23 protein-coding genes and 1 tRNA gene are annotated in these 26304 nt (G+C 63.4%); 17 read left to right on the plus strand and 7 right to left on the minus strand.

Annotated features, from left to right (window positions below):
* Positions 1–16: 16 nt before the first annotated feature.
* The 3 genes from aroQ to J2X35_RS03435 form a co-directional block, all read right to left on the minus strand.
* Positions 17–451, minus strand: coding sequence for a type II 3-dehydroquinate dehydratase (gene aroQ / locus J2X35_RS03425; RefSeq protein ID WP_056115359.1), 435 nt, complete (start codon positions 449–451; stop codon positions 17–19).
* 140 nt (positions 452–591) lie between these two features.
* Positions 592–1419 (minus strand): DsbA family protein, encoded by an 828-nt coding sequence (locus J2X35_RS03430; protein WP_310180951.1) that lies wholly within the window; start codon positions 1417–1419, stop codon positions 592–594.
* A 52-nt stretch (positions 1420–1471) separates the two neighbouring features.
* Entirely contained in the window at positions 1472–2869 is a 1398-nt protein-coding gene (locus tag J2X35_RS03435) for a M48 family metalloprotease (protein WP_310180953.1), read from the minus strand.
* 142 nt (positions 2870–3011) lie between these two features.
* Here J2X35_RS03435 and J2X35_RS03440 point away from each other — a divergent pair, with 142 nt between their 5' ends.
* Both J2X35_RS03440 and J2X35_RS03445 read left to right on the plus strand, forming a co-directional pair.
* The gene (locus tag J2X35_RS03440) at positions 3012–4160 is read left to right on the plus strand and encodes an aminotransferase class I/II-fold pyridoxal phosphate-dependent enzyme (protein ID WP_310180954.1); all 1149 of its coding nucleotides are present in this window, start codon (positions 3012–3014) and stop codon (positions 4158–4160) included.
* Positions 4161–4165: 5 nt separating this feature from the next.
* Positions 4166–5095, plus strand: coding sequence for a glutaminase (locus tag J2X35_RS03445; RefSeq protein WP_310180957.1), 930 nt, complete (start codon positions 4166–4168; stop codon positions 5093–5095).
* 147 nt (positions 5096–5242) lie between these two features.
* Here the strand turns inward: J2X35_RS03445 and J2X35_RS03450 are convergent, their stop codons facing one another.
* Positions 5243–8026, minus strand: coding sequence for a ribonuclease E/G (locus tag J2X35_RS03450; RefSeq protein WP_310180958.1), 2784 nt, complete (start codon positions 8024–8026; stop codon positions 5243–5245).
* A 92-nt stretch (positions 8027–8118) separates the two neighbouring features.
* Here J2X35_RS03450 and J2X35_RS03455 point away from each other — a divergent pair, with 92 nt between their 5' ends.
* From J2X35_RS03455 to J2X35_RS03480, 6 genes are all read left to right on the plus strand, one after another.
* Complete coding sequence (locus tag J2X35_RS03455) at positions 8119–8259, plus strand: hypothetical protein (protein ID WP_310180959.1); 141 nt, start codon at positions 8119–8121, stop codon at positions 8257–8259.
* A gap of 450 nt (positions 8260–8709) precedes the next feature.
* Positions 8710–9966: an N-acetylmuramoyl-L-alanine amidase gene (locus tag J2X35_RS03460; protein ID WP_310180960.1), complete on the plus strand. Its 1257-nt coding sequence runs from the start codon at positions 8710–8712 to the stop codon at positions 9964–9966.
* Between the two features lie 214 nt (positions 9967–10180).
* A complete protein-coding gene (locus tag J2X35_RS03465) occupies positions 10181–12634 on the plus strand; it encodes a penicillin-binding protein 1A (protein ID WP_310180961.1) in 2454 nt (817 codons plus the stop codon).
* 122 nt (positions 12635–12756) lie between these two features.
* A protein-coding gene (prfB, locus tag J2X35_RS03470) for a peptide chain release factor 2 (RefSeq protein WP_156459762.1) occupies positions 12757–13888 on the plus strand; the annotation gives its coding sequence in 2 pieces (ribosomal slippage) (positions 12757–12822 and positions 12824–13888; 1131 coding nt in all).
* Between the two features lie 80 nt (positions 13889–13968).
* Positions 13969–14334 carry a GFA family protein gene (locus J2X35_RS03475; protein WP_310180965.1) on the plus strand — a complete coding sequence of 122 codons (366 nt, stop codon included), beginning with the start codon at positions 13969–13971 and terminating at the stop codon, positions 14332–14334.
* A 154-nt stretch (positions 14335–14488) separates the two neighbouring features.
* Entirely contained in the window at positions 14489–15136 is a 648-nt protein-coding gene (locus J2X35_RS03480; RefSeq protein WP_056108764.1) for an OmpA family protein, read from the plus strand.
* A gap of 89 nt (positions 15137–15225) precedes the next feature.
* Here J2X35_RS03480 and J2X35_RS03485 read toward each other — a convergent pair whose 3' ends face one another.
* From J2X35_RS03485 to J2X35_RS03495, 3 genes are all read right to left on the minus strand, one after another.
* Positions 15226–16776 (minus strand): DEAD/DEAH box helicase, encoded by a 1551-nt coding sequence (locus J2X35_RS03485; protein ID WP_310180967.1) that lies wholly within the window; start codon positions 16774–16776, stop codon positions 15226–15228.
* Between the two features lie 179 nt (positions 16777–16955).
* A complete protein-coding gene (locus J2X35_RS03490) occupies positions 16956–17729 on the minus strand; it encodes an NAD kinase (protein ID WP_056108772.1) in 774 nt (257 codons plus the stop codon).
* 493 nt (positions 17730–18222) lie between these two features.
* Positions 18223–18298 (minus strand) — tRNA-Thr (locus J2X35_RS03495).
* A gap of 146 nt (positions 18299–18444) precedes the next feature.
* Here J2X35_RS03495 and J2X35_RS03500 point away from each other — a divergent pair.
* The 9 genes from J2X35_RS03500 (at position 18445) to J2X35_RS03540 (ending at position 26291) form a co-directional block, all read left to right on the plus strand.
* Entirely contained in the window at positions 18445–18612 is a 168-nt protein-coding gene (locus tag J2X35_RS03500; protein ID WP_310180970.1) for a hypothetical protein, read from the plus strand.
* A gap of 189 nt (positions 18613–18801) precedes the next feature.
* Positions 18802–19116, plus strand: a complete 315-nt coding sequence (locus J2X35_RS03505; protein ID WP_056108776.1) for a BA14K family protein — start codon at positions 18802–18804, stop codon at positions 19114–19116.
* Positions 19117–19330: 214 nt separating this feature from the next.
* The gene (locus tag J2X35_RS03510) at positions 19331–19564 is read left to right on the plus strand and encodes a hypothetical protein (protein ID WP_310180972.1); all 234 of its coding nucleotides are present in this window, start codon (positions 19331–19333) and stop codon (positions 19562–19564) included.
* A 225-nt stretch (positions 19565–19789) separates the two neighbouring features.
* Positions 19790–20518 carry an SDR family oxidoreductase gene (locus J2X35_RS03515; protein ID WP_056108781.1) on the plus strand — a complete coding sequence of 243 codons (729 nt, stop codon included), beginning with the start codon at positions 19790–19792 and terminating at the stop codon, positions 20516–20518.
* A gap of 80 nt (positions 20519–20598) precedes the next feature.
* Positions 20599–21696: a LacI family DNA-binding transcriptional regulator gene (locus J2X35_RS03520; protein ID WP_310180976.1), complete on the plus strand. Its 1098-nt coding sequence runs from the start codon at positions 20599–20601 to the stop codon at positions 21694–21696.
* Between the two features lie 34 nt (positions 21697–21730).
* Complete coding sequence (locus J2X35_RS03525) at positions 21731–22606, plus strand: sugar ABC transporter permease (RefSeq protein ID WP_310180977.1); 876 nt, start codon at positions 21731–21733, stop codon at positions 22604–22606.
* Positions 22596–23429: a carbohydrate ABC transporter permease gene (locus J2X35_RS03530; protein ID WP_056108788.1), complete on the plus strand. Its 834-nt coding sequence runs from the start codon at positions 22596–22598 to the stop codon at positions 23427–23429. Before J2X35_RS03525 ends, J2X35_RS03530 begins: the two co-directional genes overlap by 11 nt.
* Positions 23430–23454: 25 nt before the next feature.
* Positions 23455–24741, plus strand: coding sequence for an extracellular solute-binding protein (locus tag J2X35_RS03535; protein WP_310180980.1), 1287 nt, complete (start codon positions 23455–23457; stop codon positions 24739–24741).
* Between the two features lie 101 nt (positions 24742–24842).
* Complete coding sequence (locus tag J2X35_RS03540; protein ID WP_056108793.1) at positions 24843–26291, plus strand: FAD-dependent oxidoreductase; 1449 nt, start codon at positions 24843–24845, stop codon at positions 26289–26291.
* Positions 26292–26304 lie beyond the last annotated feature (13 nt).

The following is a 26304-nucleotide window of genomic DNA, read 5'->3' on the forward strand; positions in this document are numbered from 1 at the left end:
TTCTTGTGTCGGCACGCTAAATTCTTGCCGCCAGCGCCTGCAGCGCCAGCGTGTAGCCCAGCGGGCCGAACCCGCAGATCATGCCAACGGCATGCGGCGCGACTTTGGAAACATGGCGGAACGGTTCCCGCGCGTGGATATTGGAAAGATGAACTTCGATGACAGGCACGTCCGAAGCGGCCCGGATGGCGTCATGGATGGCGATGGAGGTATGGGTGTAGGCGCCGGCGTTCAGCACGACGCCCGCGGCCGACTGGCTTGCTTCCTGAATCCAGGTGACGAGATCGCCTTCGTGGTTGGACTGGCGGAAGTCGACCGTGATCCCAAGAGGCTCGGCAGCTTTGCGACAGTCCGCCTCGATATCGCCCAGCGTCTGCGACCCGTAGATAGACGGTTCCCGCTTGCCGAGCATATTCAGATTTGGACCGTTCAAAACGAATACCGTTTTCAAAAGCACCGACCTTTCCTGCGTGCGGCTCGAGCCGCCGCGCCGGACCCTCTATAATGGGCATATTCCACTGGGAAAAGAGCGCAAGTGCGTTCTTTCCCCGTCAACAATGTATGGCTGCGGGGTTGTTGACCCGATTTCGTTCAGAGAGCTGACTTTGCCGCCTCGATCTTTTCCGCCAGAACCTCCTTGCCGAGGGCGCCGAAGATGACCTCGTTGCCGACGACATAGGAGGGCGTGCCGGTGATGGCGAGCTTGTTGGCGAGTTCGTATGTCTTGGCAAAAGCTGCCGGAATGTCCGGGTCCTGCATGTGCTCGCGCAGCTTTGCCTCGTCGGCGCCCAGCGAGAGCGCGATCTTGACGGCCGCTTCCTCCGTGGCGCGGCCCTGTCCGCCAAGCAGCGCATTGTGGAACTCGCCATATTTCTCCGGCATGAGCTTGTGGAAGGCCATGGAAACGATGCTCGCCTTTTGCGAATCCGGGCCGAGGATCGGAAATTCCTTGAGCACGAAGCGCAATTCCGGATCGGCCTTGGTCAGCGCCTGCATGTCCTCGATGGCGCGTTTGCAGAAGCCGCAATTGTAATCGTAGAACTCGACGATCGTCACCTTGCCGTCACGGTTGCCGACGATGCCGTCGAAGGCGGAATTGAAGATTTCGTCCTTGTTGTCGTCGATGACGCCGAGATGGGCGAGCCGCTGCTCTTCCTGCTGCTTGGCTTCCAGCGCGCCCTGCACTTCGAGCATGATTTCAGGATTCTTGAGCAGGTAGTCGCGAACGATGCCCTCGACCTCCTTGCGGTCGACCGTCGTCGGGGTTTCAGCGGCCGCCATCTGCACGACGGCGGGTGTCTCTTCGGCGCCCGCCGCCTGCGCCTGAGCGACGGGTGCGTTCCCGGCGGCGAAACCGGCCCCCAGCATGACCAGCGCAACCGCCAGTCCGGTGGTGCCCAACAATATTGCCCTGATCATGGTGTCTCGTCCTTCTGCCTGAACCGGGAACATGGAGTTGCGATCCGCATGTTCATTTCTTCTTGGCCGGTCCGGAATTGATGATGTCCTGCGCCCGAAGCCATGCCGGCTCGCCGCGCTTGAAATTCTTCTGCGCCCGCATGGCGAATATTTTCGCGTCCTTCAACGAACCGCTGTAATAGTAGCCTTCAGCTGTTGCCAGCTCGGCATTGGCGACGTCCCCCAATTCGCCATAGGCCTGCGCCAGATAGCGGTAGGCGCTGCTGTTCTCCCGATCGCGCTGCAGGCTGTTGTTGATCTGCGCGACGGCTTTTTTCAGCGTCTCGGGCGACCCGGTGGCGATCAGCGCCTGTGCGTAGGACACCGAAAGCAGGCCGGATTTGGCGGGATCAAGGGAAATCGCCTTGGCATAGGCCGTCGCCGCGTCCTTCGACCGGTTCGATTTCATCAGGATATCGCCGCGCAGCTCCTGGAAATAGGGATTTTTCGGCTGCGCCTTGATTAGACCGTCCGTCTTGCTGAGCGCCGAAGCGGGATTGCCGAACAGGAAGGCGACCTGCGCATCGCCATATTTCACCGCCAGGCCGTCCGACAGCTTGCGGTTCAGCCGGGACACTTCCGCCTGGCCCTGCGTGTAGGCAGCGATCTTGACCCGCATCATGTCGTGGCGCTGCCGCAGCGCCGCCGAATCGGTTTTGTCTTTGTATTGGCTTTTCTCGACAAGCTCCTGGAGATTGGAAATACGCTCCCGCGGCATCGGGTGGCTGATCCGGTACTGGTCGATCTGCGCGCCGGACAGCGAAAGCGCGCTCTGGAAACGCTGGAAGGTCTTCAGCATTCCCCTGCCGGATTGCCCGGTGGCGTCGAGATAGGTGATGGCGGAGCGGTCGGCAGTGATCTCTTCGCCGCGCTGATAGCTGAGCAGGGAACGCGTCGCCACCTCGCCGCCCCCGGTGGCGAGGCCGATGCCGGCGCCCGCGAGCGCCCTGTTGTTGGTTGCACCGCCAGCGACCAGCGCGCCGGCGCCCAGCAGCCCTGCGACAATCGCCATCGTCTTTGCCCGCTCAAGCTGCTCCCGCAGTTTTTCCTGATGCCCGCCGGCCAGATGTCCGCATTCATGGGCGATGACGCCGATGATTTCGTTCGGCGTCTCGGCCTGCACCAGCGCGCCCGTGTTGATGAACAAACGCCTGCCGGCGACGAAGGCGTTGAAGCTGTTGTCGTTGACGAGGATGATCTGGATGCCGGCATTGGAAAGGCCTGCCGCCTTGAAGATCGGCCGCGCATAATCGCGAACCAGCGCCTCGATCTCGGCGTCGCGCACCACCGGAACGCCCTGCGCGAAGGCGCTTATCGAACTGGCGGCGGCCATCAGCGCGCCGAGCGACAGCGCCGTCAACGACCGTGCGGTGCGGGCAAGCAGCGTTTTGGGGCGGAACAGGCTCAGCATGTTGCATCCACTGGTAGACGAGGCGGCCAATGATGGAAAGTCGATGCTGAAAACTTCATGAACTTGTGATCCCCACACCAATCGGGCATTTGTGCGGCGCTGGACCGCTGTCCGGCCACGGATTGTCAGGATACGAGCACATATGAGCATTTCGCTTTCGCGGCGCGGCGAGGTCGAGCCGTTCCACGCCATGGACATTCTGGCCGAAGCCAACCGGTTGGCCGCGAATGGCGTTTCCGTCGTGTCGATGGCGGTCGGGCAACCGTCCGATCCTGCGCCGGAAGCGGTTCGGCAGGCCGCCGCCGCCGCCCTGAAAGCGGGACGCATCGGCTACACGGACGCGCTGGGACTTGCCGCCCTGCGCCGCGCCATCGCGGCGCATTATGGCGAGCACTACGGCATAGATGTTGCGCCTGAAAGGGTCGCTGTGACCACCGGTTCCTCGGCGGCCTTCAACCTCGCCTTTCTCGCCATGTTCGACGCCGGGGACCGCGTCGCCATCGCCGCCCCGGGCTATCCCGCCTACCGCAACATCATGGCGGCGCTCGGCATCGATGTCGTCGAGATCGAGCTCGACGGCGAACCCTATCTCCGCGCCGCGCATCTGGAGAAGGCGCATCGCCAGAAGCCGCTGAAAGGCGCGCTGTTCGCCAGTCCGGCCAATCCGACCGGCGCGGTCATTCCCGCTGCCGAGATGAAGCTGCTGGTCGAAACCGCGGAAAACCTCGGCATTTCCTTGATTTCCGACGAGATTTACCATCGCCTTTCCTATGCCGGACCGGACACGACGGCGCTCGCCTTCGGCTCGTCAGTCACGGTCATCAATTCATTCTCAAAATATTACTGCATGACCGGCTGGCGCATCGGCTGGATGGTGCTGCCGCCCGAACTGGTGCGGCCGATCGAACGCATCGCCCAGAGCCTCTACATTTCCGCGCCGGAGCTTTCCCAGGTCGCGGCCATCGAAGCGTTCAAGGCGACGGCAGAGCTGGAGGAAATCAAGGCGCGCTATGCCTGGAACCGCGAACTTCTGGCCAAGCGCCTGCCGGAGCTTGGCTTTCGGCTGGCGGCGCCGATGGACGGCGCCTTCTACGCCTTCTGCGACGTCTCGCGGCTGACCAACGACTCAATGGCTTTCGCCCGCCGTATGCTGGCCGAGGCGCATGTCGCAGCGACGCCTGGCCGAGACTTCGACCCGCTGCAGGGCCATCGCACCATGCGGTTCTCCTACGCCGGCAGCCATGACGAGATGGTCGAGGCGCTCGCCCGCATCGAACGCTGGTTGAGGTAGGGGCAATGGCCGATCTGGAACAGGCGCTTGCCGAAGTCGCGGCGGAGATGGCGGCGCGCGGCGACCGTGGCGAGGTCGCCAGCTACATCCCGCAGCTTGGCCGTGTCGATGCCGGCAAGTTCGGCATCGCGGCGGCCACAAATGACGGCCGGGTGCTGGTCGCGGGCGATGCCGGCGAAGCCTTCTCGATCCAGAGCATTTCCAAGGTGTTCACGCTCACCCTTGCGCTGGGCGAAAAGGGCGATGCGCTGTGGAAGCGGGTCGGGCGCGAGCCGTCCGGCAACCCGTTCAACTCCATCGTCCAGCTCGAGCATGAGAACGGCATCCCGCGCAATCCGTTCATCAATGCGGGCGCCATTGTCATTTCCGACGTGCTGCTGGCCGGCCACCAGCCGCGCGAAACGATCGGCGAGATCCTGCGCTTCGTGCAGTTTCTCGCCGACGACGAGACGATCACCATTGACAGCGCCGTGGCGGCTTCGGAACGGGCAACCGGCTACCGCAACTTCGCGCTGGCCAATTACATGAAGTCGTTCGGCAATCTGCATCATGCGCCGGAGATGGCGCTGGGCGTCTATTTCCACCATTGCGCCATTGCGATGAGTTGCCGGCAACTGGCGCTGGCAGGGCGCTTCCTGGCCAATGGCGGCAGGCAGCCCTCGACCGGGCATTCGGTGATCTCGGCGGAGCGAGCAAGGCGCATTAGCGCGCTGATGCTCACCTGCGGCCACTATGACGGCTCGGGCGATTTCGCCTTCCGCGTCGGCATTCCGGGCAAAAGCGGCGTTGGCGGCGGCATACTGGCGATCGTGCCGGGCGTCGCCTCGCTCGCCGTCTGGTCGCCCGGCCTGAACGCCAACGGCAATTCGAAGCTGGGTTCCATCGCGCTGGAGAAGCTGGCGAAGATGATGAACTGGTCGGTGTTCGCGCCGTAACGTTCTGTCGTAACTCTGCCGCGGGTTTTCACCAGCCGCGTGCGATCGCAACGAACGCGGAAGCAGAACACCCAACAAAAATCCCGCGCCGGAAGGCCAGCGCGGGATTCACTTTGTCAGAAAATCAGGTCAAGGGACTGAAACGGCTCAGAAAAAGCCTTTCCGCTGCCACCATCCGCCTTTTTTCGGCTTCTGCTCGGCGGGTTCGCCGGGCTCGTTGGCGACGGTCGACGAGACGACCGGAGCCACGGTCTCGGCGGTTGCCGCCTTGCGCCGCGAAGCCCGCTTCTTGACCGGCTCCTCTGCCGCGGGGGGCTCCGCCTTCGGTTCCGCAGCTTTGGCCGGTTCGGCTGCAACTGTCTTTTCTTCGGTCGCCTCGGCTACAGCTTTCTTCGAGCGCGAGGCCCGCTTCGGCTTCTTCGGCTTTTCATCGTCGTTGGCCGCTGCCGGGGCATCGGCCGTCGCCGCTTCCGGCTGCGTTTCGGATTTTGGCTCCTCGGCCGCGGGCTTTTCGGCGGCGGCTTCAGCCTTCTCCGAATCCTCGATGCTTTCGCCAGCATCGCCGATCCCATCCTCGCCTTCGGGGCGGTTGCGCTTGCCGCCACGCTTGCCACGCCGACGCTTCTTTGGCTGGCCGTCCTGGGCGACCGCTACAACGGACGCCCCGGCTTCATCGCCCGAATCGCCATCGTCGGTTTCGTCATCGGACATCGATGCGGATGGCGCGGCCGTGACGGACTCTCCGCCCTGGTGTTCGACGCCCTGTTCGCGGTCCTTGCCGCCACGACGCCTGCGCCTGCGCCTGCGCTTCTTGTCGCCGCGCTGGCCGTCGTCGTTCTCGCCGGAACGCTCCTGCCGGCCCTGCTGGCCCTGCTGGCGGGGCTGCTCTTCCGCCTCCGTCTCGTCTTCCTCGATGACGATATCGTCTTCGGGTTCTTCCTCGATGGCGGGAAACTGTGTCCGGGCTTCGACGAAGCCTTCCGGCTTTTCCGCCAACGCACCGCGGAAGATCGCATAGTGCTGCGCTCCAACCGTGTCGTCGGCTTCGACGGTGATCGTCAGGCCGAAGCGTGTTTCCAGTTCGACCAGCGTGCTGCGCTTGTGATTGAGCACGTAGAGGGCGGTCGCAGCCGGCGTGCGGACGGTGATGTGGCTGCGCGAATCCTTGAGTAGGAATTCCTCGATCGCCCGCACCACCAGCAGCGCCACGGAAGAATCAGAACGCACATGGCCGGTGCCGCCGCAATGCGGGCAGGGCTTCATGGTCGATTCGAGCACCGAGGCGCGGATGCGCTGGCGGCTCATCTCCATCAGGCCGAAATGCGAGATGCGGCCGAGCTGGATACGCGCCCTGTCGTTCTTGAGGTGATCCTTCAACCGCTTCTCGACGGAGCGGTTGTTGCGGTTCTCCTCCATGTCGATGAAGTCGATGACGATCAGACCGGCAAGGTCGCGCAACCTGAGCTGGCGCGCCACTTCCTCGGCTGCTTCCAGATTGGTGTGAAGCGCCGTGTCCTCGATCGAGTGCTCCTTGGTGGAACGGCCCGAATTGACGTCGATGGCGACCAGCGCTTCCGTCTGGTTGATGATGATGTAGCCGCCGGATTTCAGCGTCACCTGCGGCTGCAGCATCTTGTCGAGCTGCGCCTCGATACCGGAGCGCACGAAGATGGGCGTCGTGTCGCGATAAGGCTGCACGACCTTCGCGTGGCTGGGCATCAGCATGCGCATGAAGTCCTTGGCCTCGCGGTAGCCGTCGTCGCCCGCAACCAGGATTTCGTCGATATCCTTGTTGTAGAGGTCGCGCACCGAGCGCTTGATCAGCGAGCCTTCCTCATAGACGAGGGCAGGGGCGCTGGACTGCAAGGTCAGGCCGCGGACGTTCTCCCACAGCCGCATCAGATATTCGTAGTCGCGCTTGATCTCGGCCTTGGTGCGGCTTTCGCCCGCGGTGCGCAGGATGACGCCCATGCCCTGCGGCACCTCGAGGTCGGAGACGACCTCCTTCAGCCTCTTGCGATCCTGCGCGTTGGTGATCTTGCGGGAAATACCGCCGCCGCGCGCCGTGTTCGGCATCAGCACCGAATAACGGCCGGCGAGCGACAGATAGGTGGTCAGCGCCGCGCCCTTGTTGCCGCGCTCTTCCTTGACGACCTGCACCAGCAGGATCTGCCGGCGCTTGATGACTTCCTGGATCTTGTATTGCCGGCGCGGCGGCTTGCGGCGGTTGCGAACCTCTTCAAGCGCGTCTTCCGCGCCGACCGACTCCACATCGTGGTCGTCGTGGTGCGCGTGCTGCACCTCTTCGAGCATGCCGCGGTCTTCCGGCTGCTCGCCGGCGCCTTCAGGAATCTCTTCCGAAATGACGTCGGCATCGGCCTCCGCCTTCATGGTGATATTGGTTTCGTCGTCGGGCGCCGCTTCCGGCGCCGACTCCACGGCTGACGAAACTGCATCGTCACTCGCCGTCTCGTCGCCATCGCCGTTGTCGTCGGCGTTCGCGGCCGCATCTGCGCCGTCTTCGGAGGCGTCGGCGCGGCTTTCGTGGCTGGAGCGGCCGCGATGCTTGCCGCCGCGTCTGCGATTGCGCCGCCCGCGATGCCGGTCTTCGCCATCGCCGTCCTCGTCGTCCTCGTCGTCGGCTTCCTGCGCTTCAGCGTGCAGCAGGGCCTGACGGTCGGCGACCGGGATTTGATAGTAGTCGGGATGGATTTCGCTGAAGGCGAGGAACCCGTGACGGTTCCCGCCATATTCGACAAAGGCTGCCTGAAGGGAAGGTTCGACGCGGGTTACGCGGGCGAGATAGATATTTCCTTTGAGTTGCTTTTTGTCCTGGGATTCAAAATCGAATTCTTCGATACGGTTACCGCGTACGACGACGACGCGTGTTTCCTCCGGGTGGGAGGCGTCGATTAGCATTTTGTTGGGCATTATTTCGTTTCCCCCCGGCAGCCGCCAGCCTCAGCGGGAGGGACAATGCCCGTCGCTGTGGGTCTGTATCAGTCAGGGTGCCGGATGTTTGCATGTTCGCCGTGCGATGCTCCAACGCCACTGCGGTGCCGCCCGCTGCCAAAATGGCGCGGTTGAATGCGGACCTTTCCATCAGTGCGCTTGAAGACATCGTCGCCTGGCGAACCCTTTTTTTGAACCAAAGCCCGGAATGAACCGGACCAGCTTGTTTGCTCTGTCGAGCCGGCGCGGGACCTCGTCCCTAGCCGTTTTCTTCACGCAGACGATTCCCCCGCCACGGGAGCACGCCTGCGAAATTCGTCGCAACCACCTGAAACCTTCGCTCGATTGCTCGTCGCGACTGGAACTTGCCCCATGTTTGGCCTGCAACCGAAAGCTGCGGAACGGGGCGTCCCAGGATTGCGGTGATCCACCATCGCTTTTATGATTTGGCACAGTGGAAGGCAACCCCGATTCCGACGCCGGCAAAAGCACTTCCGCAGCGGAAGCCCGGGCGCGGGAATATGCTCGCTTCCACACCGCATGTCCGTCGTGAAAAGGCTTGGTTAACCTTCTCTGGATACGAAGCGTTAGGCGTTTTGGAGCCGGACGGTCGCGCCTGATTCGCGGCCGAGAGTGCGCCAAGGGGAGCCACTGGACTTGAGATGGGGTTTGCAGCGCAAAACGGCAAGGTTTTGAAGTCTGGCGGTCTCTTCGGCTGGCTCGCCTCGTTGCTGTTGTTCCTGGTCTGCTGTCTCGCCGTTCCGGCTTTGGCCCAAGCCTCCGAAGCGCCGATCAAGGCCTTCGACTACCGGATGGCCGGCGACGCCACCAAAATGCGCATCGTCGTCGATTTCGAACGCGAACCGCAGCCGAAATGGTTCCTCCTGCGAGCCCCGAACCGGTTGGTCATCGATCTGCCGGGGACCGTGCTCGCGCTCGACCCCAAGGATGTGAAGGCTAGCGGCCTGGTCAAGAACGTCCGCTACGGCAATGTCGGCGAGACCACGGGCCGGCTGGTCCTGACGGGGAAGGGGCCTTTTCTGGTCGATAGCCTCGATGTCCTGAAGAATGACGATGGCAAGGGCTACCGCCTCGCGGTGGAGATTTCGGCCGCTTCGGCTCGGGAATTCGAGGCTGCGCTGGCCGACCAATCCCTCACCACCGGCTCGACTGCGGCCGTCGCGAAGGGGGAAAGGGTCGGCAACGGCCCGACATCCAACCCCGGTCATCGCTTCACAATAGTGGTCGATGCCGGCCATGGCGGTATTGACGGCGGCGCCGAGGGATCGAGCGGCACCGTCGAGAAGGACGTGACGCTCGCCTTCGCGAAGGAGCTTCGCGACAAGCTCCTTTCGGTTGGCAAGTACGAGGTCTTCATGACCCGCGACAAAGACGAATTCCTGCGGCTGGACGACCGCGTCCGCATCGCGCGCCAGCATGAGGCGGATCTGTTCATTTCGATCCACGCCGATACCATCAACCTGAAAGGCATTCGCGGCGCCACCGTCTACACGGTCTCGGACAAGGCCTCCGATCCGGAGGCGCAGGCCCTGGCCGATCGCGAAAACCTGTCCGACCAGTTCGCCGGCATGGAAATCAAGGCGGACGATCCACAGGTCACCGACATATTGATCGACCTGATCCGGCGCGAGACGCATTCCTTTTCCATGAGCTTCGCGCACACGCTCGTCGGAAAGCTTTCGACCACGGTCGGCCTCATCAACAACCCGCATCGCTCGGCCGGCTTCCGCGTGCTGAAGGCGCCCGACGTGCCGTCCGTCCTGGTCGAACTCGGATATTTGTCCAACGCCAAGGACGAGGCTCAGCTGATCGACCCGGACTGGCGCGGCAAGGCGGCGGACAGCATCGCCGGCGCGGTCGCGGTTTTCGCGGCCGGCAGACAGGGCGCTGGCGGCTAGCGATGCCGGCGCGCACGCTGCCTCTTCACACGCGTTGCGCGGCAACAACACCGGGTGGTTTTATTTCGTCCGCTTGGGCGCTAAACTTCATCTCGCCGTATTTTGCCCACATCGCCGCGACATTGGGTTTCGAATACGGATCGGGAGCCACGCCTGTGCTTGCGCGCGGTGCTGCTTGGTTTAGGAGAATCCCGGACGTTGGACTGGAGCGGGCATGATTCGTCTTATCGGCTATTTTTTCGGCATCGGCACGATGCTCGCCCTTTTGGTGGCGGCAGGGGTTGCTGTCTATATCGGCCACCTGACCAAGGATTTGCCCGACTACGAGGTGCTGGCCAAGTATGAGCCGCCGGTAACGACGCGCATCCACGCGTCGGACGGTTCGCTAATGGCGGAATATGCGCGCGAGCGGCGGCTTTACCTGCCGATCCAGGCTGTACCGGATCGCGTCAAGGCAGCGTTCCTGTCGGCAGAAGACAAGAACTTCTACAACCATCCCGGCATCGACATCACCGGCCTCGGCCGCGCCGTCCTCACCAATTTCCAGAATTTCGGCTCGGGCCGCCGCCAGGTCGGCGCGTCGACGATCACCCAGCAGGTCGCCAAGAACTTCCTGCTGACCTCGGACCAGACCTATGAGCGCAAGATCAGGGAAATGGTCCTGGCCTTCCGCATCGAGCAGGCCTATCCGAAGGACCGCATCCTCGAACTCTACCTGAACGAGATATTCTTCGGCCTCGGCGCCTATGGCGTCGCTGGCGCCGCGCTCACCTACTACGACAAGTCGGTCAACGAGCTGACGGTTTCGGAAGCGGCCTATCTCGCATCGCTGCCGAAGGGCCCGTCGAACTACCATCCTTTCAAGCACACGGATCGCGCCATCGAGCGCCGCAACTGGGTCATCGACCAGATGGTCGACAATGGCTACGTCACCCATGAGGAGGGCGAGAAGGCCAAGGCCGAGCCGCTGGGCGTCACGCCGCGCCGTAACGGCACCTATCTGTTCGCCGGCGAATACTTCACCGAGGAAGTCCGCCGCGTCATCATCGCCCGCTATGGTGAGAACGCGCTCTACGAGGGCGGCCTGTCTGTGCGCACGACGCTCGATCCCAAGCTGCAGCTTTTCGCCCGCAAGGCGATGCAGACCGGCCTGATGAAGTTCGACACGCTGCGCGGCTATCGCGGTCCGGTCAAGACGATCGACATCTCCGGCGACTGGGGCAAGTCGCTGGCCGAGGTCAAGGGCCTGGAAGACGTGCCGGAATGGTCGCTGGCCGTCGTTCTCGACAGCTCGGCCTCCGGTCTCTCCATCGGCCTCCAGCCGGAGCGCGAGATTTCCGGTGCGCTGGTCAAGGAGCGCGTCGAGTCCACCGTGTCCAAGGAGGATATGAGCTGGGCCATGCGCTACAAGAAGGACGGCAAGACGCTGAAGGCGAAGTCGCCGGCTGACGTGCTCAGCCCCGGCGACGTCATCTTCGTCCAGAAGAAGGACGACGCCGACGGTTACCAGTTACGGCAGGTGCCGGAGGTCGAGGGTGGTCTGGTCGCGATGGACCCGCACACCGGCCGCGTGCTGGCCATGGTCGGCGGCTTCTCCTACGCGCAGTCCGAGTTCAACCGCGCGACGCAGGCGATGCGCCAGCCGGGCTCGTCCTTCAAGCCGATCGTCTATGCGGCCGCGCTCGACAATGGCTATACGCCGGCTTCCGTCATCATGGACGGACCGATCACCATCCAGTCCGGCAACACGACCTGGACGCCGAAGAACTATGACGGCCGCACAGCCGGCCCCGCCACGCTTCGCTCGGGCATCGAGCGCTCGCGCAATTTGATGACGGTGCGCCTCGCCAACGACATGGGCATGAAGCTGGTCGCCGAATATGCCGAGCGCTTCGGCGTCTACGACCACCTCGCGCCCTATCTGCCGATGGCGCTGGGCTCGGGTGAGACCACCGTCATGCGCATGGTCTCGGCCTATTCGATCATGGCCAATGGCGGCAAGTCGATCAAACCGTCGGTGATCGACCGCATCCAGGACCGCTACGGCAAGACCGTGTTCAAGCAGGACGAGCGCGGCTGCGAAAACTGCAACGCGCAGGAATGGCAGAACCAGCCGGAGCCCGAACTCGTCGACAATTCCGAGCAGGTCCTCGACCCGATGACGGCCTACCAGATCACCTCGATGATGCAGGGTGTCGTCCAGCGCGGCACCGCCGTCACCATCTCCGAACTCGGCTATCCGATCGCCGGCAAGACCGGCACCACCAACGACGAGAAGGACGCCTGGTTCATCGGCTATACGCCCAATCTCGTGGTCGGCCTCTATATGGGGTACGACCAGCCGCGCCAGCTTGGCTCGGGCGTGACCGGCGGTGGCCTCTCGGCGCCTGTCTTCAAGGCGTTCATGAAGGATGCGCTGGTCGGCCAGCCGAAGATCGACTTCAAGGTGCCGGATGGCATGAAGCTCATCGCCATCAACCACAAGACCGGCATGCGAGCCCAGGAAGGCGAGGCGGGCACGATCATCGAAGCCTTCAAGCCCGGCACCGGGCCTGCCGACAGCTATTGGGTCATCGGCATGGGCGATGACGGCTCCAATGGCAGCGGCACGGCGCTGTCGCCGAAGGCGGCGGGCGATATCCAGTCCGGCGGCGGCGGGCTCTACTGATTAGGACATGAACGTGAATGGGCCGGGCGAAAGTCCGGCCCATCTGGCTTTACAGGCATCGGCCGCCTGCCTATGTATCCGGCTCAGCGATCCAATTTCCATAACGGACAGAATTATCAGCCATGCGCGCGGAAACGCAGAACATTGTCGACGAGATCAGGCAGGCCATAACCCTGCTGAGGAGGCATCTTTGACTGGGATCAGGCCATCAAGCGGCTTGAATACCTGAACGTCCGCGCCGAGGACGCCAGCCTCTGGAACGATCCGATCGAGGCGCAGAAGATGATGCGCGAACGCCAGAGCCTCGAGGAAGGCATCGCCGCGGTCAAAGGGCTCACTCAGGCGCTGGACGACAATATCGGCCTGATCGAGCTTGGCGAGGAAGAGGGCGACGAGAGCGTCATCTCCGAGGCCGAGAGCGCGCTGCGCTCCATGCGCGGCGAGGTGAAGGCGCGTCAGGTCGAGACGCTTCTGTCGGGCGAAGCCGATTCCAACGACACCTATCTGGAAATCCACGCCGGCGCCGGAGGCACCGAAAGCCAGGACTGGGCCTCGATGCTGCTGCGCATGTACACGCGCTGGGCCGAGCGCCGCCGCTTCAAGGTCGAGGTTCTGGAAGTCCATGACGGCGAAGAGGCCGGCATCAAGTCCGCCACGCTGCTGATCAAAGGCCACAACGCCTATGGCTGGCTGAAGACCGAATCCGGTGTGCATCGCCTGGTGCGCATCTCGCCCTACGACAGCAATGCGCGCCGCCATACATCGTTTTCGAGCGCCTGGGTCTATCCGGTCATCGACGACTCGATCCAGATCGACGTTTCGGAGTCCGACGTCCGCATCGACACCTACCGCTCGTCCGGTTCCGGCGGCCAGCATGTCAACACCACCGATTCCGCCGTGCGCATCACCCATCTGGCGACCGGCATAGCGGTGGCCTGCCAGGCGGAGCGGTCGCAGCACAAGAACAAGGCCAAGGCCTGGGAAATGCTTCGCTCGCGCCTCTACGAGGAAGAGCTGAAGAAGCGCGAGGCGGTGGCCAACGCCACGGAAGCGTCGAAGAGCGACATCGGCTGGGGCCATCAGATCCGCTCTTACGTTCTCCAGCCATACCAGATGGTCAAGGACCTGCGCACCGGCGTCGAAAGTTCCAATCCCTCGGCCGTGCTCGACGGCGACCTCGACGACTTCATGGAAGCGTCGCTGTCACAGCGCATCGAAGGCGGCGCGGGCGAAGCGGTTGCCGATATCGACTGACAGGAGTGCTCGCCGCACCAGCTTGCCAGCGCGGGCCGTTTGTGCTGCCTTCGATCCCTGACCAGGAACGAGGGATCGCCATGGCCGTCAAGGGAAGCTGTCACTGCAAATCGACCACTTTCGAAGTCTCGGAAGCGCCGCAAACTGTAACGCGCTGCACATGCTCCTTCTGCTCCAAGCGCGGCGCGCTCTGGGCTTATTACGAGCCATCGCAGGTGAAGATCGAGCCGCAGCGTTCGACCGCCGCCTATCGCTGGCAAACCATGATCGTGAAGCATGGCTTCTGCCCGGCATGCGGCTGCACCACCTTCACCGAAACGCCCGACTGGAGCACCGGCGAAGCGAATTTCGACAAGATGCGCATCGCCGTCAACGCGCGCCTGTTGGACGACTTCGACCTCGACAAGGTCGAGGTGACCGTGATCGACGGCAAGAACCTCTGGTAGGTCGGGTCCGCCAATGCAGCACGCCTGATTTCATACCGGAAAAGCAGGATATGTCGGTTTTCCCGTTCCGCTTTTTGCCGTATTTGATGCTACAACGTGCTCATGACGGGTGACACGGCGCGCCATCGCGCAGCCGATTTTGGAGGGACAATCGATGAAGAAAACCGTTCTCGCCATTGTGGCGACGGCAGTGCTTGTTAGTGCGTGCACCACCGATCCTTATACCGGCGAGCAGAAGGTTTCGAACACCGCGGGCGGCGCCGTTCTGGGCGGCCTGGCGGGCGCGGCCCTCGGCACGCTGGCCGGCGGCAACGACCGCCGCAACGCGTTGATCGGCGCGGGCATCGGCGCGCTGGCGGGTGGCGCCATCGGTTCGGTCATGGACCAGAACGAAAACGAATTGCGGGCACAGCTTCAGGGCACCGGCGTCAGCGTCACCCGCGCCGGCGACCAGATCATCCTCAACATGCCTTCCGACATCACCTTCGCCGTCGATCAGGACGCCGTGAAGCCGAGCTTCTATTCGGTCCTGAATTCGGTCGGCCTGGTGCTGAAGAAGTACAAGCAGACGATCGTCGACGTGTACGGCCACACCGATTCCACCGGCAGCGACCAGCACAATTTCGACCTGTCGCAGCGCCGCGCGCTGGCCGTCGCCAATTATCTTTCGGCGCAGGGCGTCGATTCCCGCCGCTTCGCCGTCACCGGCTTCGGCGAGTCCCGGCCGGTTGCGTCGAACAACACCGCGGAAGGACGGGCGCAGAACCGCCGCGTCGAAATCCAGCTTTCGCCGCTGACCTGATCGGAACGGTATTCCGGAAAAAAGAAACGGCCCCGTTCGGGGCCGTTTCTTTTGCAACGTCAGGATGAGGCTTTCGGTCGGGTGCGCGATCAGACCTTGGCGACGATGTTCATGAAGGCCGGCATGTCGTCCCCGAAACCCACCGTGCCGTCATTGTCGTCGTCCTTATTGCGCGAACGGGACGGGCGCTGGTCACGGCGCGGCGGCTGATCCCGGCGCTCGGTATTCTCGTTGCGGATGGCGTCCTTGCGCACGCGCCGCTCGCCGGAATCCGATGCCTCGGCGCGTTCAGCCGGCGCAGCGGTTTCAGGGGCAGGGGAAGCCGCGACGGCTTCCTGCTCGTCGCCCTTGTCCCGGCCTTTGCCGGACCGCTCGCGGCGCGGCCTGCGCTCGTCACTGTCCTTGCGGCCGGCCCGCTTCGGCGCGCCGCGTCCGCGCCGTGGCGCGTCGTCTTCGCTCTCGCTGGCAACCACGGTCGACAGATCGCCGTCATGCCACTCGATCTTGGTGCCGATCAGCTTCTCGATGGCGTCGATGTACTTCCCGTCTGTCCTGGTCGCGATGGTGAACGACTTGCCCGAACGTCCGGCGCGGCCGGTGCGGCCGATGCGGTGGACATAATCCTCGGAATGGATGGGCACGTCATAGTTGAAGACGTGGCTGACGTCGGGGATGTCAAGGCCGCGCGCTGCCACGTCGGAGGCGACGAGAAGCTTCAGCTTGCCGTCGCGGAAATTGGCCAGCATCGCCATGCGCGCACGCTGGTCCATGTCGCCATGCAGCGCGCCGACATTGAAGTCGTGTTTCAGCAGCGAGCGGAAAAGCTCGGATACGTCGACCTTGCGATTGCAGAAGATGATGGCGTTCTTCAGGCCGTCTTCTTCTTCCTTGATCAGGTTGCGCAGCACTTCGCGCTTGTCCCACGATTTGGAACCTGACTTGACCAGCCGCTGGGTGATGTTGGTCGCGGCCGATGCAGCCTTCGAAACCTCGATGCGCACCGGCGCATGCAAAAACTTTTCCGTCAGCTTGGTGATTTCCGGCGGCATGGTCGCCGAGAAGAACAGGGTCTGGCGGGTGAAGGGGATCATCTCGCAGATGCGCTCGATGTCAGGGATGAAACCCATGTCCAGCATGCGGTCGGCTTCGTCGATGACGAGGATTTCAACGCCGTTGAGCAGCAGCTTGCCGCGCTCGCGATGGTCCAGCAGACGGCCGGGCGTGGCGATGAGCACATCGGCCCCGCGCTCGAGCTTCCTGTCCTGTTCGTCGAAGGAAACGCCGCCGATCAGAAGCGCGATGTTGAGCTTGTTGTTCTTGCCGTATTTGACGAAGTTCTCCTCGACCTGGGCGGCGAGTTCGCGCGTCGGCTCGAGAATGAGGGTGCGCGGCATGCGTGCCCGCGCGCGGCCTTTTTCAAGGCGGGTAATCATCGGCAGGACGAAGGCGGCGGTCTTGCCGGTGCCGGTCTGGGCGATGCCAAGAACATCCTTGCCCTGAAGTGCGTGCGGAATGGCGCCGGCCTGGATCGGCGTCGGCACCGTGTAGCCTGCGTCGGTGACCGCGGAGAGGACCTTCGGCGAAAGACCGAGGCTGGAAAATGTCAGCGCTTCTTGAGCGGTTTCAGTGTCTGATGACAAGATTTGATGTCTTTGGCTGGTTTGAGGCGCGGCGGACTGCGTCGCGGCAAGCGCCCGGCGCTTGCGATATGTTGCATCGCGATAGGCGCAAGTCCGCGATTTGTCAACAGAAACGGGCCTGTTTCCCGCGATTGTGAGAGGCTAACCTTAATCGTAAGGCTTAATGTCCGGGGTCAATCTCAATACCTGAACTGCTCGGACAATATCCGCTCGTTCCAGGAGTGGCTGGGATCGAACAGCAGCGTTGCGGTAGCGTCGCGCGACTCGCGCACCGTCACCGACGTGACGGCCTTGACCTCGGTATGATCGGCGGCGGCGTTCACCGGTCTTTTTTCGGCCTCCAAGATGTCGAAGCGAACGGCCGATTTGTTGGACAGCAGTGCTCCGCGCCAGGCGCGCGGCCTGAACGGGCTTACCGGCGTCAGCGCCAGCAGCGGCGCGTCGAGCGGCAGGATGGGGCCGTGCGCCGACAAATTGTAGGCGGTCGAGCCGGCTGGCGTCGCCACCATGACCCCGTCGCAGCTCAATTCCTCAAGTCGCACCTGATCGTCGACGGAAATCCGGATCTTGGCCGTCTGGTAGGATTGCCGCCATAGCGCCACCTCGTTGATGGCGAGAGCCGAGACGATTTCCCCCTCCGGTGTCGTCGCCTGCATCTCCAGTGGCCGGATGGTTTCGGGAACCGCGGCCGCAATGCGGTCGAGCAGGCCCTCGACGCGATACTCGTTCATCAGGAAGCCGATGGTGCCCCGGTTCATGCCGTAGATGCGCTTGCCGGTGGCCATGGTTTCGCGCAGCGTCTGCAACAGGAAGCCGTCGCCGCCGAGCGCGACGACGATATCGGCTTCGTCGAGCGAAGCCTGCCCATAGCGCTTCGAAAGCTTTTCAAGCGCGGCCTTGGCGTCGGCGGTGCCGGACGAGACGAAGGCAAGGCGACTGCTCGTTTTGCTCATGGGCTCCAACCGTGGCGCCGTTTCACCGGCTGCATCGGCGAGGGCGTAGCATGGGCGCGAACGTCTGCAAAGACGCGGCGTCGGCGCGTGGCGTCGAGCGACGTTTCCCGCGAATGGCAAATTTGATGGTTAATCTGCTGCTTAAGGTCCCGTAAATCTGCTAGTGTCATTTTTATCGACAGGAACGGGTGGCGGGGGCCAAGCCAACCGGGATGGCACATTGCCTTTTCTTCGTATGTTTATCGTCTTCCTGATGATGGGTAGCTTCGCGCTCGCCTTTGCCGAACTCGTGCGCAAATCCGATGCGCTGAGTTCCAGGGACGAGGGAACAGCCATCGCCTGTGGGGAAGCCACATCGGTCCCATGCCAGCCGCCACGGGGAAGGGTGGAGTAGCGGGCACTTTTTGCCCGCTCCGATCCCCACACCTCTATGGGTGAGCGTCTCCGGGCTGCTCAGCCGTGCCGTCGGATCGAGCGATGCGGTGTAGGGAAATGGTGCCCCCGGCAGGAATCGAACCCGCGACCTTCGGTTTACAAAACCGCTGCTCTACCGGCTGAGCTACAAGGGCATGGCGCTTCGGTTAGCATATTTGCCGCGCCAGTAAAGCCAAATGTCCCGCCCCCTCCAGGTCGATCCGCGCAAAATCGTGCGCGCAGCCGTTAAAACCACCGATTTCCTCACCATATTCGAAGGGAATTCGGTTGGAGGCGGTTCATGATCCGCATTGTCATCGTTGTTCTGGCCGCGGTCGTGGTCTGGGCGCTGCTCGTCTGGATAATCCGCCAGATGAAGCGCGGCGATATCGATTGGAAAGGCATTGGCGTCATTGCGGCATTCATCGCGCTGGCGTTCTGGCTGCGGCACGTTGCCGGCATGGGCTGACGCCGTGAGCGTTCACGGCTTTCGCAATGGGCAACGCCGGCCTTCGGCACCCGCGGCTGCGAGGTCCTCGATATTCCGAAAAATCATCGGCTAAAAAAATGAAGAGCCGCATGAACACTTCTCCTTGCTCGCGCAACTGACGATCAAGAGGCGGGTGGTCGCCTCGGTCAACAGATCAAGGAGAATGACATGTCCAAGCGCTCTTTTGTTTCCGTTCTCGTAGCCGCCGGTCTCAGCGCCGTCACGCTCGCCTCGACCGTGCAGCCCTCGGCGGCCGGGTCCTGGCATCATCATCACCGCCGCGACGCCGCCATAGCCGGCATCGCAGGGTTGGGCGGGTTTATCCTGGGCAGCACGCTGGCGCAGCCGCGCACGGTCTATGTCGAGCCGGACGACGGCGGTTCCTGGCATGTGCGCCGCTGCCTCTCCCGCTACCGCAGCTATGATCCGGGCTCCGACACCTATGTCGGCTATGACGGCCTTCGTCGCTACTGCAATCTCTGAGGCGATAAAATCTCATCCGGAAAGGGCGGCTTCGGCCGCCCTTTTGCTGTTGGTTGCGGAAGACGGGTCCGGTCGGACCATACAGGGCAGGGCCGGGGCATCGCGCAATTAATTCGGCCGAAAATCTCCTTGCCGGATGAACCTTTCGCCCGCGTGCGGCGACACATGATCATGGGGCGAATGGTTCGCCTCGCTCACAGATCAGGAGATCGTCATGTTCAAGCGCACATTCGCTTCCGGCCTCGCGGCCGTCATCCTCGCCACCGGCGCGCTGGCCGGAACGGCGCAGACCGCCTCGGCGCATCCGATGCACAAGCATCATCATCACTACAAGCACAAGCACCACAAATTTCCGAAATATTTCAAGCACTACAAGCACTACAAACATCACAAGTACTACGGGTCCTACTACGGCCATGGCGGCGGGGTCGTCATCGTCCTGCGGTAAACAGCACTTGCCACGCTCCATGCGATGACTCCTGCCCGGCGCCGGAGTCATCGCAACCGGCCCAAGCCGAGATTCATCTTTCCCGCCGCCACGTCAAAAAAGTCGTTGCCCTTCACGAACCCACCAGTTAAACGTTTCATTGTAAATCGTTTAACTGCCGCTTGAGCTTGCTCGGACGCGGATGACTGCGGATCCCGCTTTCGGCGAGAATCCGAAGGGGAAGTGATGGGACAGAATCTTTCGGAAAAGGTGGCCGCGGTCACCGGAGCGGCTTCCGGCATCGGTCTGGAATGCAGCCGCGCCTTGCTTGCCGCCGGGGCCACGGTCGTTCTCGTCGACAGGGCTGAAGGCCCGCTGCGCGACGCATGCAGACAACTCGGCCCGAAAGCCATCCCGCTCGTCATCGACGTGACGGATCCGCAAAACGTGGCCCGCATGATGCCGCAGATCATCGAGCGGGCAGGGCATCTCGACATCTTCCACGCCAATGCCGGCTCCTATATCGGCGGCGAGGTCCTCGACGGCGATCCGGATGCCTGGGATCGTATGTTGAACCTGAACATCAATGCGGTCTTCCGCAGCGTTCACGCTGTCCTGCCGCATATGGTGGAGCGCAAGACCGGCGACATCATCGTCACCGGCTCCATCGCCGGCCTGGTGCCGGTGGTGTGGGAGCCGATCTACACAGCCTCCAAGCATGCGGTTCAGGCCTTCGTCCATACGGTCCGGCGGCAGGTCGCCAAACATGGCCTGCGCGTTGGCGCCATCCAGCCGGGGCCTGTCGTCACCGCGCTGGTCAGCGACTGGCCGAAGGAGAAGCTGGAGGCCGAACTGGCGGCCGGCGGGCTGATCGAGCCGGTCGAGGTCGCGGAGGCGATCATCTTCATGCTGACCCGTCCGAGGAACGTCACCATCCGCGACCTCGTCATCCTGCCGCAGAGCAACGACCTCTGAACACTTTAAAAATAGCTGTTGAACTGAGAAAAGGAAGGCGTTAAACGTTTTACAGATAAACGTTTAACAAGATCGCGCAAATGAACCGGAAACGAGCGACCATCAAGGATGTGGCGGCGGAAGCGGCGGTCTCGATCGCCACCGTCTCGAACGTCTTCAGCGGCCGCAAGCCGGTGAACGCCGATCTGCGGGAGCGCGTCGAGCGTGCCGCCCGCAAGCTGTCCTTCCAGATGGATCGCGCGGCGTCACAGCTGCGTTCCGGCCAGGCCCGCGTCGTCGGCGTGCTGGTGCCGGACCTCGACGACGTCTTCTTCACCTCGCTGGTGTCGCGGCTCGAGGTCATGGCGCGGAAGGATGGCTACGACGTCATCGTCGCCAGTTCGCGCGATGACATCGATCTCGAACAGTCGCGGCTGCGCGCGCTGCTCGGCTGGCGGCCGTCGGGTCTCGTGGCCGTGCCGTGCTCGGACGTCATCCCGTCGCTGCTGCGCGACGAGGTCGGGCACCTGCCGATGGTCTTCGCCGACCGCGTCATGCTCAACGGCTGCTTTGCCGACACCGTCACGATCGACAATGTGAAGGCCGGCGAATCCGTCGCCCGCCATCTGCTCGAGATGGGCCATGGCGACATTCTCGTCGCCGCGTCCAATCTCGGCATCGCGCCGATCCGCGAGCGTGTGCAGGGCGTGCGCAACATGGCCCGGGCCGCCGGCGTCGAGCCGAGGGTGCTGGAGCTCGGCTCGAACGCCGAACGCGGCGCCGAAGTGCTCGCCAACTGGCTGGAAACCAATGCGCATCCGACCGCTGTCTTCGGGCTGACCAATGTGACGACGTTGAGCGCGCTGTCGGCTCTGGCGAGGCATCGGCTCGATGTGCCCGAGCAGATCTCGCTGGTCGGTTTCGATGATTACACATGGATGAGCGCGCGCAGGACGCCGCTGACGGCCATCCGCCAGCCCATCGACGAGATGGCCGGCGTGATCTGGGAGCGGCTGCGGCAGCGCATGGCGGGCGAGGCGGCGCAGCCGCACCCGACGATCCTGGAGACCAGCCTGCAGATTCGCGGCTCGGTCGCCTCGCGCGGGCCGAACCTGCTGGCAGGCCGCGAAGCCGCCGCGAAGCCGTCCGTTTCCGTCCTCGCCGCGCCCGATGGCGCGCAGGCGAATCGCGGCGACTGAACAAGATCTAACGGGTCGGGAGGAGACCGGAGTTTTGCGTACCAGAAGTCTATCGCAGCTGATGCCGCTCATCGCGCCGGTTCATATCCTGATCCTGAGCGTGATCGTCGTCCCGTCGCTGTATGTCATCTGGCTCAGCCTCGGCCAGTCGAGCTTCGGACAGGCGCAGACGTTTGTCGGCCTGCAGAACTACTACAACGTGCTCACCGATCCCGCCTTCCGCAGCGCGCTGTGGAACACGGTTATCCTCGTCGTCGTCGCCGTCCATGTGGAACTGGCCATCGGCCTCGGCATGGCGCTCCTCTTTGCGAGCGGCCTGCCGTTCCGTCGCTTCCTGCTGGTGGCCGTGCTGGCGCCCTATGCGGTCAGCGAGGTGATAGCGGTCGTCATGTGGCGCTTCCTGTTCGATCCGGACGCCGGCCCGGTGACGCTGGTGCTCAAGGCGCTGGGCCTGCCGATCCTCGACTGGTCGTTCGAGCCGACGCACGCCATGATCCTGATCGCGCTGCTGACGATCTGGCTGCACCTGCCGTTCACCTTCATCATCCTCTACGCGGCGCGGCTTGCCATTCCCGCTGATCTCTATGAGGCGGCGCGCATCGACGGCGCGACGCCGTTCCAGTCGTTCCGCCGCGTGACCATGCCGCTGCTCGGGCCGGCGATCATCGTGGCGCTGCTGTTCCGCTACATCTTCGCCTTCCGCATCTTTTCCGAAGTCTGGCTGCTGACCCAGGGCGGCCCGGCGCGCTCGACCGAGGTCGTGGCCGTCTATCTCTACCAGGAGGCATTCTCCTTCAACGCCTTCGGCACGGCGGCGGCGACCGCCTGGATCATGGTCATCGTCTCGCTGCTGCTGGCTGCCGGCTACGTTTTCATCCTCCGCAAGCAGGGGGCAGCCAATGCGCACTAGGAGCCTGCCCATCAGCATCGGCAAGGCGTTCGCGGTCGCCGCGATCCTGCTGTGGTCGCTGTTCCCCATCGCCTTCATCGTCATGTCGTCGCTGAAGCCGGGGCGGGACATCTTCGCGGTGCCGCCGAAATACATCTTCACACCGACGTTCCAGCACTATGCATCGCTGTGGAGCGAGTGGGGCGTGTTCTTCAACGGGCTGTTCAACAGCACCGTCATTACCGCTGGCGCGACAGTCCTCGCAGTCACCGTCAGCACCTGCGCCGGCTATGTCTATTCGCGCAACTCGAGCCGGTTCCTCAACGCCAGCGTGATGTTCCTGATCATCGTGCGGCTGATCCCGCCGATCGTGGTGACGCTGCCGCTTTTCCCGATCATCAATGCGATGAATTTGAACGACACGCACATCGTGCTGATGGTGCTTTACGCCACCTTCTTTGTGTCGCTCGGCACCGTGCTGATGCGCACCTTCATCGACCAGATCCCGCGCGAACTGGATGAAGCCGCGCAGATCGACGGCGCCGGCCGGCTGACCATCCTGCGTCGGGTCATCGTGCCGCTGGCGGCTCCTGGCATTCTCGCCGTGGCGGTGTTCGTCGTCGTCTTCGCCTGGAATGAATATCTGTTCGCCTTCATCTTCACCGCCACCCGCGCCAAGACCGCGCCACTCGTCATCTCCGAGATGATCGGCTCCATCGACGGCGTCGACTGGGGCATCCTTTTCGCAGCCTCGACTGTCCAGCTGGCGCCGGTGCTGCTCTTCGTCATTTTCATGAACCGCTATCTCGTCGCCGGCCTCACCGCCGGTGCAACGAAGGGATAGTCCAACATCTGTCAGGGAGGTAACAATGTCAGATAACTTCGCAAAGATTACACGTCGTGGACTTCTCGGCACCGCTCTCGGCGGCGCCGCGCTGCTGGCGACACGCCCGTCCTTCGCCGCGGGCAAGACGCTCAACATTCTCAGCCACAAGGTCCACCAGACCGTGCTCGGCACCGGCGATGGCGATCTGCTCGCGGACTGGAAGAAGGCCAACGACGCCGAACTCGCCTTCACAACCTTCGATTCCAACCCGCTGCAGGACCGGCTTTTCCGCGAGGCGAGCCTGCCTTCCACCGACTACGGCGTCGGCTACATCATCGACAACCGCCCGACGCCCGACGTCGCCAAGCTGTTCGCGCCGCTCGACGATTTTCTGAAAAGCGCGCCGATCGAGAACTACGAAGACATCGCTCCCGGCCTGCGCGAGGCTATGACGGTCGGCGGCAAGACCATCGGCATTCCGGTCCGCCATGCTACCGGCGGCCTGTTCTACAACGAGGCCCTGCTGGAAGAGGCCGGCATTTCTGCGCCGCCCACCACGCTGGAAGAACTGATCGAGCAGGCCGGCAAGCTCACCTTCACCGCGAAGGACGGCACGCCCGTGACCGGCATGATCATGGCCAGCGACCTGGCGGTCTTCCCGGTCAGTTTCGCCCGCGCCTATGGCGGCGACTACATCACCAAGGACTTCAAGCTGCTGCCGAAGCCCGAAGCGATGGAAAAGGCGCTGACGGTCATGGCCGACATGTTCAAGGCAGGCGCATTGCCGCGCAGCTACGCCACCACCAAAAACGACGACCAGGTGACATGGATGCAGCAGGGCCGCGCCGCCTTCACCATGATCACCTTCGCGCGCTACAAGCAGTTCAACGATCCGGCCCAGAGCAAGTTTCCGGGCAAGATCAAGGCCGTCCAGTTCCCGAAGTCGCAGAGCTATGATGGCGAAATGTCGGCCGTCACCGAATCCTGGGGCATGTCGATCCCGGCCAATTTTGCCGACAAGGAGCTGGCGTGGTCTTATATCCGTGAGGTCTCCTCGCCGCGCGTGACCCTGGGCATGGCGAAGAACGGCAACGGGCCGGTGCGCGTCTCAACCTACGCGGATGCCGACTTCGCCGCGGCAAGCCCCGTGGCGGCGGCCGAAGCCAAGGCGCTGGCGACCGCGCGCGGCGCGTTCCCGCCCTTCGCGGAGGCGGCGCGCGCGCAGCAACTCTTCCTCGAGGACGTGCAGCTCGCCGTGCTGGGGCGCAAGACGCCCGCCGAAGCGGTCGAAAGCATGGTCAAGCGCATTACGCCGCTGCTGCCGGCCTGATGAAAATACCGCCGCCCGCGGGCTTCGGTTCGCGGGCGGCGGACATATCTAAGAAACAATGCAGTGCCGCACCGGCGGCCGTCACAACCAGGACAAGACCCATGTCGAAAAGCCCCGTCCGCTCCATTGAAGAGCCCGCCCGTTCCATCCCCGTCTCGGCCGAGTACGACGTGCTCGTCGTCGGCGGCGGCCCGTCCGGCCTGACCGCAGCCCTCGCGGCTTCGGAAGACGGCTTGCGGGTCGGGCTGATTGAAAGCCGCAGCTTCGTCGGCGGCAACATGACCATCGGTCTGCCGGTCCTCGGCTTCCTCGGCCAGAAGGGCAACCAGATCATCGACGGGCTGCCGGAGAAGTTCATCCAGCGCCTGCGCAAGGAGCGCGACGGCGCCAGCGAACACCGGCCGTGTCCGCTGCATATGGGCATCACCCTGGTCGAGCCGGAGGCGGTCAAGACCGTGGCGCTGGAGATGCTGACGGAAGCCGGCGTCGACGTGGTCTTCTACACCTTCTTCGCCGGCGTCGTCATGGATGGCGACACCATTCGCGGCGTCATCACCGAGAGCAAGAGCGGTCGTACGGCGACCCTTGCCAAGGTCGTGATCGACTGCACCGGCGACGCCGATGTCGCCTACCAGGCAGGGGTGCCGACAGAAAAGGGCAACGCCAATGGCGGCATGCAGCCGCCGACGCTGATGTTCTGCATGGCCGGCGTCGACACCGACAAGCTGCGCCTCAGCATCGCCAATTCACCGCCTGCGGCCCGCACCTACCTGACGGATTTCATCCCCGCCGAATATTTCGGCCAGAACCACCAGTTCATCGTCGTCGGCCTGCGCGAACTCGTCATCAAGGCCCAGGAAGAACGCGGCCTCAAGATCCCCAACGAGCGCACCATCATCATCACCGGGCTGAAGAAGGGCGAGGTCTGGATCAACATGACGCGCGTCAAGGGCACCGATGGCACCGATGCGCGCAGCCTGACCAATGGCGAGATCGAGGGCCGGCAGCAGATCGACGACATCGTCACCTACCTCATCAACTACGTTCCAGGTTTCGAAGCCTCCTATTTCACCAAGACGGCGCCGTTCATCGGCATCCGCGAAACCCGGCGTATCGTCGGCCAGTATGTGATGACGCAGGAAGACGTGCTCGCCTGCACGCATTTCGACGATGCCATTGCCGTGGCGAGCTATCCGATCGACATCCATCGTCCCGCCGACGACGGCTGCACGCTGATCTGGTGCGGCGACTGCTACGATATCCCTTACCGCTCGCTGGTGCCGCAGAAGGTCAGCAATCTTCTGGTTGCGGGCCGCAGCATCTCGGCCACGCACGAGGCGATGGGCGCCATCCGCGTCATGGCCACCTGCATGGCGATGGGCGAGGCGGCCGGGCGCGCCGCCAAGATATCGATTCGCGGCAATCGCGCGCCGGCCGACATCGACGTCGAGGAATTGCGCCGCCAGCAGCTCGAACGCGGCGTGTACCTTCGCAATCCTGACGGCACCCGCGCCACGCCAAACGGCCGGCCCGCAAAGCAGGCCGCCTGAACTTTTGCCCGGC

It is taken from the genome of Mesorhizobium sp. BE184, from assembly GCF_031457045.1.
Lineage (GTDB): Bacteria > Pseudomonadota > Alphaproteobacteria > Rhizobiales > Rhizobiaceae > Mesorhizobium.